The organism is Pseudomonas sp. E1BtOHC1, from assembly GCF_058744285.1.
In genome coordinates, this window is sequence record NZ_CP196023.1 from 3260863 (window position 1) to 3275097 (window position 14235).

Here is a 14235-nt window from a genome sequence, read left to right on the forward strand (position 1 = left end):
TGGAGTGGGGGGAGGCATCTGTATATTGCTGTTTTTTGAAGGCATGATTCTAAAAATTGGATGCCTTGCAAGGGGATGCACATGGACTATCGGTATTTTCTGGCGGTGATCGATGCCGGCTCCCTGGCGGCGGCGGGGGAGCGTTTGCATATCGCCCCCAGCGCGGTGAGCCGGCAGATTGCCCTGCTGGAGGAGAGCGTCGGCGTTGCGCTGTTCGAGCGGCGCCCGCGGGGCATGCAACTCACCGCCGCCGGCGAAGCCTTGGCCGAACACGCCCGGCGCACCTGGCTGGAGCAGGAGAACATCCTCGCCGAGCTGCGGGGCGAGGGGTATCCGGGGGCCAAGGTGATCCGCCTGGTGTCCACCGAGGGGCTGTCGCGGTACTTCCTGCCGCGGGTGCTGCTGGAGCATTACCGCCTGCGACCCGGGGCCGAGTACCGTCTGGACGTGATTTCACCCCATGAATGTGTGCAACGTATTCGCCGGGGTGAGGCGGATGTCGGGCTGACCTTCAGCACCGAACCGGTGGAGGGGGTGAATGTGTGCTACTCGATCCGCTCGCCGATTCGCGCCCTGATGCGTGCGGGGCATCCACTGGCCAACGCTGGGGTGCTGTCGTTGGAGCAGGTACAGGCATTTCCCGTGGCCTTGACGCCCAAGGGCACCACCCAGCGGCAACTGCTGGACCTGGTGTGCCAGATGGATGGCCTGAGCTTTGAACAGGTGATGACTTGCAACTTCTCCGGGGCCCTGCATGAGTTTGTGCGCCAGTCGGATACGGTGGCCTTTGCCAGCGCCATCAGTGGCGAAGGGCAGGGGATGGATGGGCTGGTGTCGGTGCCGCTGTCCAACCCGCGCTTGGGCGATCGGGACATTCAGGTGCTGACCATGCCCAAACGGGTGTTGCCGGAAAGTCTGGCGTTTTTTATCGAGACCTTGATTGTGCGGTTGCAGAAAGAGGGCTGAGCGATGCGGCTGACTGTGGAGCAGGCTGTTTGCGCCGCTCGTGGTTAACGGCGGGTGCCGATCAACCTCTTCTATACGGCTATCGACCAAGCCTTGGCTGTGGCTCCGATGCAAAAAACTACCTGTGAATGGAGGCATTCAATCGTTGAAAACGCTGAAAAAATTTACCGTGCATGGCACCGCTGTGGGCAGCGACAGGAGCGTTCAACTGGATGAGATCTCGATACTCGCCGAGCCGGACACGCTCAGGGCGCTGGGTGAGTTCCTGATCAAGGCTGCAGCTGACATGGCGGCCGATGGCCTGGAGCACGTGCACCTGCAAGACGTGATCGAGCACTTCTCACACCAGGAGCATGTGGATGTAATTGCCCTCAACCGGGCGCTGATCAAGCCTGCCTGAGGCAGCGCCGTGCTCGGCCCGGCTACATGTTGCCATGCGCGCAAAGTCTTCATCGGTTTGCGGGCTGATGCGCGCCACCCAACCGCTGCGATCCCTCAAGGCGATAGGCTCCACTTCGTCGCCGCAGCGCTTGCATCGTGAGGCGCTGGCCTTGATGTCCTGGCCGCAGGCAGGACAAGGGCGCAGATCTTCATGCACCAGCGCGTCAACGCCGGTCTTTGCCAGCCGGGGCATCAACCACAGGGCAAGCAGGGCGACACCAGGAAAGAACAACCCGATTGCAAACCATCTTGGCCCCGAGCGCCCACGTGTACTGGCCGCGTAAGCGGTCATTGCCGTGAGAATGAGCCAGAGGGGGAGCGAGATGCCCATTGCAACTCCTTGTGTTGAGGTTTGAGTAATGCTCCCGCTGAACGGGGGCTGCAAAATATCCGTTCTTTGGCGGTGACGCCATAAACCATCATTCGAGCTGCCTGGTGTGTGGTAGCGGTCAGTGAGGTCAATCGGCCGCTCGGTCGAAGCAGCTGCCATTATCAAACAGGAGCGCCTTTGTGTTGCTGGCGCGCCAGGCCATTGGCTTGCTGTCGAATGATGAGGACAATCACGGCGCGGGGTGAATCAAGGCTTTTTCCCGGGCGGCTGCCACGAACCACCCGGGTGCACCTTGAGCAAGAGCGGCTAGGCGCGTGCCTGCCGGGATAGCCGATCCTTTGCCTACCGTCATTCCCGGAGCCTTTGCCCAGTGCCTGACCTGTCGATCAACGCCGCCTATGCCAAACGCTTCAACGCGGTACTCGCCTACATCAATGAGAACCTTGAAGGCGATCTGTCGGTGAGGACGTTGAGCCGGGTGGCGAACTTCTCTGAGTTTCACTTTCATCGGCAATTCACCGCCTTCGTCGGCGTGCCGGTTGCACGTTATGTGCAACTGATGCGCTTGCGCGGTGCGGCCCATCGCCTGGTGTCCCTGGCGGACTACTCGGTGCTGGAGGCCGCGTTCGGCGCCGGTTTCGAAAGCCCCGAGGCCTTTTCCAGGGCGTTCGGGCGGGCGTTCGGCATGAGCCCGAGTGCGTTCAGGAAGCAGCCGAACTGGCAGGTCTGGAATGCGGTATTTGCCATCCCTCATTTTTCCAGGAGCATCATTATGCAGGTACGAATCGTGGACTTTGCCGACACCCGGGTTGCAGCGCTGGAGCACTGCGGGCCTGCCGGGCTGGTCAATGCAAGCGTGCGCAGGTTTATCGATTGGCGGATGCAGAGTGGGCAGTCGCCGGTGGCGTCGAGTCGCAGTTTTGGCGTTCCCTTCAACAACCCCGATACCACCCCGCCGCAGGAATTCCGCTTTGCCATCTGCGGCGAGATTCATGAGGCGGTGGTTGCCAATGAGGCGGGTATTGGCGAGATGCAGATTGCCGGTGGCCGCTATGCGGTGGTGCGGCATGTGGGCTCGCCGGATCACATAGGTGAAAGCATCTACCCGATCTACCGCGATTGGCTGCCGGGCAGTGGCGAGGAACTGCGGGATCAGCCGCTGTTCTTTGAATACTTGAGTATTTATCCGCAGACCCCGCTGGAGCAGTGGCTGAAGGATATTTATGTGCCCTTGCAGTAGTGGGGATGGGTCAAACCTTGCTCATGACCTGGATTTGAGCATGACCTAGGGGTACAGGATTTCGACCTTTGGAAACGTTGAAACGCTTCGGTTCTTTGGCGGCGACACCATCGGTCGAGCGCCTGCCCCTCACTCCAGGAAGAAGTCCTCCTTGATCGAATCCAGCAGTAGAGACTTGACGATTTGCAGCGCGCTGTCGTGCTTGCTGCCCACGCGCATGCCGATTTCCAGTTCGTAGGAAGGCATGGGCACAGGGCTGGGGAAGGTTTGCAGGGTGCTGATCTTGGCCATGGCACGGGCGGCATGGGTGGGCACGGTGGTGATCAGCTTCGAGCCCACCAGGAGGAAGGGCACGGCGGCGAAGTGCGAGGTCGAGGCCTTGATCGTGCGGGTCAGGCCGACGTTGTTCAGGCCTTCGTCGACGATGCCCACATAGCCTGCGGACGACACCAGCAGGTGCGGGCGCTGGGCGTAGTCCTCGGCGGTCAGTGGAATGCTGTTGTGGGCGTCGGCGATGCCCAGGTAGTTGCCGCGGCCGAGCCTGATGCGGGTGATCAGGTGCGAGGAGAAGCCGCCGGCGGACAGGGCGATGTCTATCTTGTGGCCCATGAGCATGTCTTGCACGACGCCGCTGTGGGTCTGCCGGAAGATGATGCGCAGCCCCGGCAGGCGCTCTTCCACCATGCAGAGAATCTTCTGCCCCAGGGCGATTTCACTGTCATCGGATAGGCCGATGGTCAGGGTTCGGCCCTTCACTTGCTGGCCGTCGGCGGCCATGGCCAGGGCCAGCCGGCAGCGGTTGATGGCTTCTTCCACCAGGGGGTACAGCGCGTTGGCGCGCATGGTCGGGCGTAGGCCGCGCCCTGTGCGCTCAAACAATGGGTCGCCATAGATCTCGCGCAAACGCGCAAGGGAAGCACTGACTGCCGGCTGGGTGACGCCCAGCCGGATAGCCGCCCGGCTGGCACCGCCTTCTTCGACAAGGGCGACAAAAACTCTGAGCAGGTTCAGGTCTGTGTTTTCGATATCAATTGATTTCATATCAGATAGCTTGAATGGCGCATTGATCTATATTGTACCAGCCATAAAATGACCTGCCTAAACAATCACCGGCTCCAATTACAGGGTCGGGGGTCGATGTTTCCAATACTTGGCTAGTTCCAGTTAGTTCAGTTTTTCTGTGCGGGCATAAGCCTTGGCTGTTGAATGAAAGCTTTAAGCCAGAGGTTGAAATATGGTGCGCCACATTAAGTATCTTACGGCCATGCTGCTCTTTGCCTGGGCGTTTGAACTGTCTGCTTGCCTGTCTGAAACAGCCACAGGTTCCCCTTTGGGAGAAGACGTTGTGGGTAGATTGCAGCAGGCCCTGGCAGAGCGAAATTATTATCAGGGAACAATAGATGGTGTGGCGGGGGAGAAAACCGCCGAGGCCATCTTTCTGTTCCAGATGGACTGCGAACTTCCGTTAACCGGCAGTATCAACTCGCAGATCCTGCAAAGGCTGGATATAAGGCCGCCCTTGTGGCTATCGGAATAAGTTTGTTGTTTGAAGGGCCGGTACAGGGAAACGTCATTGTTTCGCTATCGAAGATTAGTGGCTGGAAAGTGGTTTTATTCTTATGGCTTTAACCCATAGCCCAGCGTCTGCTTATCCGTGGCGATTCAGGCTGGCTGTTGTTCTGGTGGGGGTGATGGCCGCAACTGTGTGCGGTCGGATCATTCAACTGCAAATTGCCGACAAGGCATTTCTAATCAAACAGGGTGATGCCCGAAGCCTGCGATCTGTGGCTATCCCGGCCTACCGGGGCTTGATCACCGATCGCCATGGGCAGCCTCTATCCGTCAGCACGCCGGTGACCACGGTCTGGCTCAACCCCCGGGAGTTGCTGAGCGAGCAGGACAACTGGGCAGCACTGGCCCAGGCGCTTGACGTGCCACAGAGCCGGTTGAGTTCGATCATTCTGCGCAACCCGCAGAAAGAGTTTGCCTACCTGCATCGGCGCGTTCCTCCCCAGGTGGCGGAGCAGATGATGCAGGCGGTGCATGCGCTCAAGGCCTCGGGCGTTTATACGCTGCAAGAGTCCCGCAGGTTCTATCCCGCGGGCGCAACAGCGGCACATGTCATCGGCTTTACCGATATCGACAACCGCGGCAGCGAAGGGCTCGAACTGGCTTATGAGAATGTGCTGCGCGGGCGCGATGGCAAGCAACTGGTACTGAAGGATCGGCGTGGCCACTTGATCGAGGACCTGGGGGTTGCACGCCTGGCCAGGCCCGGGCAGACGCTTGAACTGTCTATGGATCTGCGCCTGCAATACGTGGCCAATCGAGAGTTGCGCCAAGGCATTGCACGCAACGGCGCGGATGCGGGCAGCGTGGTGATCATGGATGTGCACACCGGCGAGATCCTGGCCCTGGCCAATCAGCCCAGCTACAACCCGAACAATCGCTCCGGGCTGACGCCGTCGATGATGCGTAATCGGGGGGTGGTCGATGTATTCGAGCCGGCCTCAACCATGAAGCCGTTCTCGGTGGCCGCCGCACTGGAAAGTGGGCGCTGGAAGCCCGGGGATCGGGTGCATGTGGCAACCGGCACCTTGCAGATCGGCAAATACACCATTCGCGATGCGTCCAGGACGGCGGGCGAAACGCTGGACCTGACCGGCATCCTGGTGCGTTCGAGCAACGTCGCCATCAGCCAGGTGGCCTTCGATATCGGCGGTGAACGGATTTATGACCTGCTGCACCGAGTGGGCCTGGGCCAGGAGACGGGCATAGGTTTTCCCGGTGAACAGACCGGGGTGCTGCCCATGCGCCGGGAGTGGCGGCCCACCGAAACGGCGACGCTGGCTTACGGCTATGGGGTGTCCGTCACCGCGGTACAGCTGGCCAGGGCTTACGCCACCCTGGTCAACGGCGGTGTCCGGGTGCCCACGTCGCTGCTGCGGGTGTCTGCCGCGCCCAAGGGCGTGCAGGCGATCCCGGCCAGCGTCGCCAACACCGTGAAAGACATGCTGGTGCAGGTGGTTGAAGGCCCCAGGGGCATCTATCGCGCCAAGGTTCCTGGTTATCACGTCGGTGGAAAAAGCGGTACGGCCAGAAAAACCAGCCCGGGGGCCAAGGGCTATCTGGCCCGATCCTACCGCGCCATGTTTGCCGGGTTCGCTCCAGCGGCAAACCCCAGGTTCGTGATCGTGGTCGTGGTGGACAACCCCAGGCACCACGGCTTTTTTGGCGGGCTGGTATCCGCGCCGTTATTCAGCAAGATCATGTCGGAGACTCTGCGCCTCACTAACGTGGCTCCCGATGGTATTTGAAGCCTATGCAGCCAGAGTTGCCCATGCCGGAAATCAGTCACTTCAATGACCCGCAAACAGAAGATGCCATCGTCACTAAACGAATAATGGCAAGTGCCGTGCTGGTGGTTCTGCTGACCACGGCACTGGTAGTCAGGCTTTATTTTCTGCAAGTGACGCAACATGACTACCAAGTTGCCGTTGCGGAAAAGAACCGCGTGCACATAAGGCTCATCCCGCCAGAGCGGGGGCTTATCTATGACCGCAATAACGTGGTTCTGGCCGACAACGTACCCAGTTTCAACTTGACCCTGACCCGTGAACGCGCCGGGGATGTCGCTGCCGTCATCGGCCACCTGGTGCGGATTCTGCAATTGCCCGAAGCCGAGCGCAGCAGGGTGGAGAAAGAACTGCGCCGCGCCAGAAGAGCCTTCGAGCCCGTGACGCTGATGCTGGATCTGACGGAGAAACAGATCGCACAGGTGGCGGTCAATCAGTTTTTGTTGCCCGGTGTCGAGGTCCAGGCGCAGTTTCTCAGGCAGTACCCCCAGGGCGAGCATTTTGCCCACTCGGTGGGCTATGTCGGGCGGATCAACGAGCAGGAGTACAAGCGCCTCGACCCGGCCCGTTATCTGCGCAGCCAACTGATCGGCAAGACCGGGATCGAGCGCTTCTATGAAGACGCCCTGCATGGCCAGATGGGCTTTGAGGAGGTCGAGACCAATGCCCAGGGCCGGGTGATGCGGGTGTTGCGCCGCCACAACCCGGTTGCCGGGCAGGACATCGTGCTGACCCTCGATGCCGGGCTGCAAGGTGCCGCCGAGCAAGCGCTGGGGGACCGCCGGGGCGCGGTGGTGGCCCTGGACCCGGCCACGGGGCAGGTGCTGGCGATGGTCAGCCGGCCGAGCTTCGACCCCAACCCCTTCGTCAAGGGCATCTCTGCGCCAGGCTACGCCGCCTTGCGCGATTCCGATGACATGCCGCTGTTCAACCGGGTGCTGCGCGGGCTTTACCCGCCCGGTTCAACCATCAAGCCCATGGTGGTGGTGGCAGGCCTGGACAGTGGCGTGATTACCCCCACCAGCCAGGTGTTCGACCGGGGTTACTTCGAGCTGCCCAACTACAAGCACAAGTACCGCAACTGGAACCGTGGCGGCGAAGGCTGGGTGGACATGTACGACGCGATCATGCGTTCCAATGACACCTACTTCTATGACCTGGCGCACAAGCTGGGGGTCGCAAGGCTGCACAGCTACCTCAGCGAATTCGGCCTGGGGCAAAAGGTTTCGATCGACATGTTCGAAGAGGCAGCGGGATTGATGCCGTCCCCGGAATGGAAACGCGCTACTCGCCGGCAACCGTGGTACCCCGGGGAAACCCTGATTCTGGGCATCGGCCAGGGCTACATGCAGGTCACGCCCCTGCAACTGGCCCAGGCCACCAGCCTGATCGCCAACCGCGGCGTCTGGCACCGGCCGCACCTGGCGCTGGCGGTGGGTAGCCAGGCGCCGGTGGACCCCAAGCCCATGCCCAACATCGTGCTGAAACAGGCACGAACCTGGGATCAGGTGATCCAGGGCATGCAAATGGTCATGCACAACCCCCGTGGCGTAGGCCGAGCCGCCGCCCGGGGGGTGCAGTACCACATTGCCGGCAAGAGCGGCACGGCGCAGGTGGTGGCGATCAAGCAGGGCGAACGCTACAACCGCAACAAGACCCATGAACGCCATCGGGACAACGCCCTGTTCGTCGGCTTCGCCCCGGCCGAGCGGCCGGCCATCGTGGTGGCGGTGATGATCGAGAACGGCGAGGCCGGAGCCCGGGTCGCCGGCCCGGTGGTGCGCAAGGTCATGGATGCCTGGCTGCTGGATAGCCGTGGCCAGCTGAAAGCGCAGTTCGCTGCACCGGCGGCCCTGGAAACCAACCCCAGCCCGCTGACGGTGAATGCCAGTTAGGCGCGCAGGCGTTCTCCAGGTGGGGCTAACGCGGCAGGCACGAGGCCGCAGCCTGTAGCGCGCAAGACACCGGCCAGGGCTTCAGGGCCCGCCGCGTTCGAATTCAAAAACGCTCAATGAGGAAACTACGGGTGCGAGTCATTCACTATCTGGGCTGGAGCCTGCTGGCGCTGATCAGCGTGCTGCTGCTCGTCGCCAGCGGCACCTACCTTTACCTGCAACCCCAACTGCCCGATGTCGAAGCCCTCAGGGACGTGCACCTGCAGGAGCCGCTGCAGGTCTTCACCCGGGATGGCAAGCTGATTGCCGAGTTCGGCGAAGTGCGGCGCATACCCCTTGCCAGCGCGGACATTCCCCCCGACTTTCGCTCGGCCTTGATGGCCGCCGAAGATGGCAACTTCTATCAGCATGCCGGTGTCGATCCGGTCGGCCTGCTGCGGGCCGCGCTGCAACTGCTCAAGAGCGGCCACGTGCGCTCCGGGGGCAGCACCATCACTATGCAAGTGGCGAAGAACTTCTTCCTCAGCCGCGAGCGAACCCTGTCGCGCAAGCTGACCGAGATCCTCCTGGCCCTGCAGATCGAGCGCAGCCTGAGCAAGGAAGAAATCTTCAACCTGTATGTCAACAAGATCTACCTGGGCAAGCGCGCCTACGGTATCGCGGCGGCGGCCAACGTCTATTACGGCAAGCCGGTATCGCAGCTGAGCCTGGCGCAGGTGGCGATGATTGCCGGGCTGCCCAAGGCGCCATCGCGCTACAACCCGATCAATAACCCGGCCCGGGCCCAGCAGCGTCGCGACTGGATCCTGGGGCGCATGTACGAACTGGGCAGCATTGATCGGGAGCGCTATCAGGCCGCGTTGGCAGAAGGGGTGGACGCTCGCTACCACGCCCCGGAGCCCGAGATCGATGCACCCTATATCGCCGAAATGGCCAGGGCGGACATGCTCCGGCGCTTTGGCGATGAGGCCTATACCCGGGGCTTGCGGGTGGTGACCACGGTGCCCAGCCAATTGCAGGCGTCGGCCACCGCGGCGTTGCGCAACGGCTTGAAGACCTACGACAAGCGCCACGGCTACCACGGCCCCGAAGGCCATTTTGCCGGCAAGGTCAGCGATCGATGGCCCGAGCAGCTCAAGCGTTATCCGGCCTATGGCGGCTTGCAGGCGATGGCGGTGACCCAGGTCTTCGAACAGAGCATCAGCCTGGTGGACGCCAGCGGCCAGCAACACTCCGTGCCCTGGAGCAGCATGAAATGGGCGCGCCCCTACCTGGGCCACAGTGCCCTGGGGCGCGTGCCGGCGCGGCCGGCCGATGTGGTCAAGGTCGGGGATGTGGTGCGCGTCGACCGGCAAAACGAGCCGCTGCTGAGCTTCAGCCAGGTGCCCAGGGCCCAGGGCGCGCTGGTGTCGATCGCCCCGGAAGACGGGGCGATCCAGGCACTGGTGGGGGGCTTTGATTTTCAGCAAAGCAGCTTCAACCGCGTGTTGCAGGCCAAGCGTCAACCCGGGTCGAGCTTCAAGCCCTTCATCTACTGCGCGGCGCTGGACAGCGGCTACACCCCGGCGACCCTGGTCAACGATGCACCCATTGTCGTGGGCGGCGGCGACGCCGGCCCGGTGTGGCGCCCGCAAAATGAGAACCGCACCTTCCTGGGGCCGATTCGCCTGCGCGAAGCCCTCAACCGTTCACGCAACATGGTCTCCATCCGCCTGCTGCAAGCCATGGGGGTGGACAAGACCATCGACTACATCGTGCGCTTTGGCTTCAACCGCGAGGACCTGCCCCACAACCTGTCCCTGGCCCTGGGCACCGCTTCGGTCACGCCCATGGAAGTGGTCGCAGGCTGGAGCGCCTTCGCCAACGGCGGCTACAAGATCAGCCCGTACTTCATCGAACGGATCGAAGACCGCAAGGGCGCGGTCCTGTTCCAGGCCCGCCCGCCAGCGGCGCCCACCCCGCAGCAGCCGGCCCCCGAGATACCGGCGGAACAGATCGTCGACAGCCGCACCACCTACCTGCTCACCAGCCTGCTGCAGGACGTGGTCCAGCATGGCACCGGCCGCGCCGCCGCGGCCATGCATCGCCCGGACATCGGCGGCAAGACCGGCACCACCAACGAGGCCAAGGACTCCTGGTTCACCGGTTACAACGGCCACAACGTCACCAGCGTCTGGGCCGGCTTTGACCAACCGCAGAGCCTGGGGCGACGGGAGTGGGGCGTGACCATCGCACTGCCGATCTGGATGGAGTTCATGACGGCGGCGCTTGAGGGCACGGCGCCTTATTCTCAGCCGGAGCCGGATGGCATCGTGACCCGCCGCATTAACCTGGAAGACGGCAGCGCCGCCAGCGCGCAGGCGCCGGGTACGGCGATGGAGGTGTTCAGGAGTGACAACGTGCCGACTGTGCCCGTGGGCGAGGGAGGGGATTCATCTCTCAACGGCTCCGCAGAGATGCAGCGCACGATGCAGGAACTGTTCTAGATGCCGGGCAATACCCGGGTGGCGAGAAGCGACTCAGTAGCCGTTATGGCCGCAGATTTTCTAACACCCGTTGCACTGAAGGTATTCCTGCGCGCTGCTCAATCGGGTCGCGCGCAGGGGGCGAGCTACGGGCTGGGAGCCTCTTCGTTCACTTTGAGCTCGAAATCGAAGCCAATGCTGCGCTCGTTGAGGATCTCGGCAATGCGTTTGAAAAACCAATCGACTTGCTCTGGCAGTTCATGCAAACCCAGTACCCGGATAATCAGGTGCTTGCCGCAGGCATCGGGAATTTCGCTGTAGATCTCGTCACTTTCGATAAAGCTGATGTAGGTGTTGATCTTCTCTTGCAGCAGGAGCAGGTGTTCGTTGTGTGCCGCTTCGTCACCCCATTCGAGAGGGTCGACGATGATCAACAGCAGGCTGTCGGGCGCGGATTTGGGGATTGCCCAGATATCGATGACTTTTGGATGGGTGATGGACATTGCTGATCCTTCAGAACGTGGGGGGCGGCATTATAGGCCGTAGCGGTTGGTTTCTTCAGTGGGCAGTTGGTGGTCGCAGTTCTGGCACGTGGGCAAGGCCAGGGTGGGCTGCCGGGTCTTGCCCCGTTCAGGCGCAACCTGCTCGAGCGGCGGCGAGCGGTTTTCAAGAGCGGTCGGATCGACGGTAGTGACAAAATGCCATTATCTGCTATGGCTTGTTAGGCCCCCGGTGGATAGACGCCGGGCTCCAGGTGCCACTGCCCAGAAGAGTCGAGACGGCGCGGGCCGCGTTATTCGACTGGACTGATGCTCACCCGCCAAGGGGAGGCAGGGGCGCAGGAGGACGGAGTGGGGCCTGCGATCCCGACAGGCCTGGATTGACCCGAGTGAGTATCGACGTTGCCGTGCCGGGTGGGCCGCTCATCCAGTCGTCGGCTTGTTTACAGCTCTCTGACACTCAGTCGATAGCGTGGAATGACAGCAGGGAAGTACCAACCATTCTATTAGAGAGATAAAAAATGAACGTCAGGACAATGAATCTTGCACCAAGGTCTGCCGCCTTTTTCTCGCTCATTGTCCTGGTGGTGTTCGCCCTGGGCATTGTCGCGGTGCTGCAAATGGGCAAGCTGCGAGACGCGGAGCAGGATGTCGAGACCAACTGGATGGCCAGTATCCGCGAGATCGGCAAGATGAAAACCGGCGTCTTGCGCCTGCGTCTGGAAAGCATCCGCATCACCGTGACCACCGACGAACAGCAGCGCCAGACCCGCATCGCCTCGTTGAGCGGTTATCGATCCACCCTGCAGAACACCATCAGCCAGTACGAACCCCTGATTACCGGGCCGGCGGAGCGTGAGCTGTACCAGGCTGTAGCGACCGATGTGCAGGCCTACTTCAAGCTGGTGGACGAGCTGGAGCCGCTGTTGCGCAGTGGCGACAATGCCGCGGCCATCACCTTGATCAACACCCGCATCAGCCCTATGACCAACGCCATGCAGGAGAAGATGGACAAGCTCTCGGACTTCAATGACGAGGGCGCGAAGCAGGCGGGGATCACTGCTGCCTCGGTCTACAGCGGCGGCCTGACGCTGGTGCTGGTATTGATGGGGGTGACGGTGGTGCTCACCGTGGTGTTGGCCACCGTACTGACCCGCAGCATCACCGCGCCCATCGGCGATGCCCTGGCCGTGGCCGAGCGCATTGCCGGCAGCGACCTGTCCCGGGAGATCGGGGTCAATGGCCGGGATGAAGCCGGTCGCCTGCTGGCCGCCCTGGCGAAGATGCAGAGCAACCTGCGGAAAACCATCGCCCACATTGCCGATTCCTCTACCCAACTGGCCTCGGCCTCGGAAGAAATGACCGCAGTGACCGAAGACGCCAGCCGCGGGCTGGTGCGCCAGAACGACGAAGTCAGCCAGGCGGCCACCGCGGTGACCGAAATGAGTGCGGCGGTGGACGAGGTGGCACGCAATGCCGAAGCGGCTGCCCAGTCGTCCCGCGAGTCCATGGAATTCACCCGTTCCGGCATCGAAAACGTGGCCCAGACCCTGAAAGCCATCGAAGGTCTGGCCGGCAACGTGGCCAGCACCGGCGAACAGGTCAAGGCCCTGTCCAGCCGGGCCCAGGACATCAGCAAAGTGGTGGAAGTGATTCGCGCGATTGCCGAGCAGACCAACCTGCTGGCGCTCAACGCCGCCATTGAAGCCGCCCGCGCCGGTGAGCAGGGCCGGGGCTTTGCGGTGGTGGCCGATGAAGTGCGGGCCCTGGCGCACCGCACCCAGCAGTCGACCCAGGAAATCGAGCAGATGATCACCGCGATCCAGGCCGATTCGACCCAGGCGGTGAGTGCCATGAACGTCAGCGCGGAGATGGCCAACAGCTCGATTTCGGTGGCGCAGAACGCTGATGTGTCGCTCAAGCAGATTGCTCAGGCGATCACCCAGATCAATGAGCGCAATCTGCTGATTGCCACGGCCTCGGAAGAGCAGGCGCAGGTGGCGCGTGAGGCGGATCAGAACCTGACCAGTATTCGTGAGTTGTCGATTCAGAGTTCGGCGGGGGCCAGTCAGACGGCCAGTGCTTGTGGGGAGATGGCCAATCTGGCGATTGAGCTGAATCGGTTGGTGGCGCGGTTCAAGGTTTGAGTTTGGTTTTTGGGTGGATGGTGGCAGCGGGGGGACATATCCGTTGCTGCGGGTGTGGCGGCTGGCGGTTTCGCTCTTACAGCGAGTCACTTTGAAAAGCCCAAAGTAACCAAAGGCTCTTGCCCCTCCACTTGGTGCCTCGCTGGGGCTCGGCATGCCCTCACTCCGGCATTGATCCGTGGGCCGCCGCCACAGGCCATCCATGGCCTGATGGCGGCTAACCCGGCATCCCTGCCGGGTTACCCACGGCTCAATGCCTGCGTTCGGCCATCGTGGTTAACGGGGCGCTCAGATCAAGATCAAAATCAAGAGCGCGACGGCGGCCTTGCGGCCGGCCTGAAGCTAAGGGTGGGTGCATTTCTGTAGGAGCTGGCTTGCCAGCGAAGGCGTCGGTCCAGGCAACGCATGGCCTACCGGCCCTGAGGCATGGCCCTCTGCAACCGACCGCTAAGCCGCAAACCATCACGCACGTTCAACCCCATCAATGTGAGGTTGGTGGCCCCGGCGATCAGTTCGATGATCTGCACCAGGTAAAAACCCGTGTCGAAGCTGCCTGCCGACGCCCACTGGTTGAGCACAATTGCGCAGGGCACGAGCACCAACAGGCCGTTGGCGGCAATGAAGGGCATGCGTTTTTTCTTTGAGGCGATCAGGCGTCCCTGTCGGGCCCGGCTCAGACCCATGCCGCTGGCTCCCGCCACTGCCATTGCCGGAATCAGCACCCAGAGCCCGGGGCTGACGATCAGGTGCTTGAGTTGAGCGATCGCATGCAGGGTTCCCATGCTTTCCACCAGCAGGGTCGAGACAAAGAACGTGGCGATGCACAGCAGGGCCAGCAGGCTGGCGGTGAGGTGGAGTCGTTTGAGCATGGGGGGCTTCCCGTCAGTCAATGGG

General features: G+C 62.0%; 12 protein-coding genes and 1 pseudogene. 9 read left to right on the forward strand and 4 right to left on the reverse strand.

All coding sequences use genetic code 11. From position 1 onward, the window contains the following. Positions 1-81 precede the first annotated feature (81 nt). Together ACSSVC_RS14980 and ACSSVC_RS14985 are read left to right on the forward strand one after the other, a co-directional pair. Positions 82-966, forward strand: a complete 885-nt coding sequence (locus ACSSVC_RS14980; RefSeq protein ID WP_077933763.1) for a LysR family transcriptional regulator — start codon at positions 82-84, stop codon at positions 964-966. 145 nt (positions 967-1111) lie between these two features. Next, positions 1112-1366, forward strand: coding sequence for an Imm32 family immunity protein (locus ACSSVC_RS14985; protein WP_346631622.1), 255 nt, complete (start codon positions 1112-1114; stop codon positions 1364-1366). Here ACSSVC_RS14985 and ACSSVC_RS14990 read toward each other — a convergent pair. Then, entirely contained in the window at positions 1307-1738 is a 432-nt protein-coding gene (locus ACSSVC_RS14990; protein WP_492612461.1) for a hypothetical protein, read from the reverse strand. The two genes, ACSSVC_RS14985 and ACSSVC_RS14990, sit on opposite strands and share 60 nt — an antisense overlap. A 370-nt stretch (positions 1739-2108) precedes the next feature. Here ACSSVC_RS14990 and ACSSVC_RS14995 point away from each other — a divergent pair, with 370 nt between their 5' ends. Continuing rightward, positions 2109-2978 (forward strand): AraC family transcriptional regulator, encoded by an 870-nt coding sequence (locus ACSSVC_RS14995; protein WP_492612462.1) that lies wholly within the window; start codon positions 2109-2111, stop codon positions 2976-2978. A 129-nt stretch (positions 2979-3107) separates the two neighbouring features. Here the strand turns inward: ACSSVC_RS14995 and ACSSVC_RS15000 are convergent, their stop codons facing one another. Then, positions 3108-4019, reverse strand: coding sequence for a LysR family transcriptional regulator (locus ACSSVC_RS15000; RefSeq protein ID WP_346631618.1), 912 nt, complete (start codon positions 4017-4019; stop codon positions 3108-3110). Positions 4020-4212: 193 nt separating this feature from the next. Between ACSSVC_RS15000 and ACSSVC_RS15005 the strand changes: the two genes are divergently transcribed. The 4 genes from ACSSVC_RS15005 (at position 4213) to ACSSVC_RS15020 (ending at position 10715) form a co-directional block, all read left to right on the forward strand. Continuing rightward, positions 4213-4515, forward strand: a complete 303-nt coding sequence (locus ACSSVC_RS15005) for a peptidoglycan-binding domain-containing protein (RefSeq protein ID WP_346631617.1) — start codon at positions 4213-4215, stop codon at positions 4513-4515. An 82-nt stretch (positions 4516-4597) separates the two neighbouring features. Beyond that, entirely contained in the window at positions 4598-6295 is a 1698-nt protein-coding gene (locus ACSSVC_RS15010) for a peptidoglycan D,D-transpeptidase FtsI family protein (RefSeq protein WP_492612463.1), read from the forward strand. Between the two features lie 23 nt (positions 6296-6318). Next, positions 6319-8229: a penicillin-binding protein 2 gene (gene mrdA, locus ACSSVC_RS15015; RefSeq protein WP_492612464.1), complete on the forward strand. Its 1911-nt coding sequence runs from the start codon at positions 6319-6321 to the stop codon at positions 8227-8229. Positions 8230-8345: 116 nt separating this feature from the next. After that, positions 8346-10715 (forward strand): penicillin-binding protein 1A, encoded by a 2370-nt coding sequence (locus ACSSVC_RS15020; RefSeq protein ID WP_446440567.1) that lies wholly within the window; start codon positions 8346-8348, stop codon positions 10713-10715. Positions 10716-10840: 125 nt separating this feature from the next. Here the strand turns inward: ACSSVC_RS15020 and ACSSVC_RS15025 are convergent, their stop codons facing one another. Next, a complete protein-coding gene (locus ACSSVC_RS15025; protein WP_346631613.1) occupies positions 10841-11197 on the reverse strand; it encodes a DUF6572 domain-containing protein in 357 nt (118 codons plus the stop codon). Between the two features lie 533 nt (positions 11198-11730). On the opposite strand from ACSSVC_RS15025, the pseudogene ACSSVC_RS15030 reads away from it, so the two are divergent. Continuing rightward, positions 11731-12483, forward strand: a pseudogene (locus ACSSVC_RS15030) (MCP four helix bundle domain-containing protein); the annotation flags it as partial. Positions 12484-12552: 69 nt separating this feature from the next. Beyond that, positions 12553-13341, forward strand: coding sequence for a methyl-accepting chemotaxis protein (locus ACSSVC_RS15035; protein WP_446440587.1), 789 nt, complete (start codon positions 12553-12555; stop codon positions 13339-13341). 410 nt (positions 13342-13751) lie between these two features. Here ACSSVC_RS15035 and ACSSVC_RS15040 read toward each other — a convergent pair whose 3' ends face one another. Next, entirely contained in the window at positions 13752-14210 is a 459-nt protein-coding gene (locus ACSSVC_RS15040) for a hypothetical protein (protein WP_492612465.1), read from the reverse strand. Between the last annotated feature and the right edge of the window lie 25 nt (positions 14211-14235).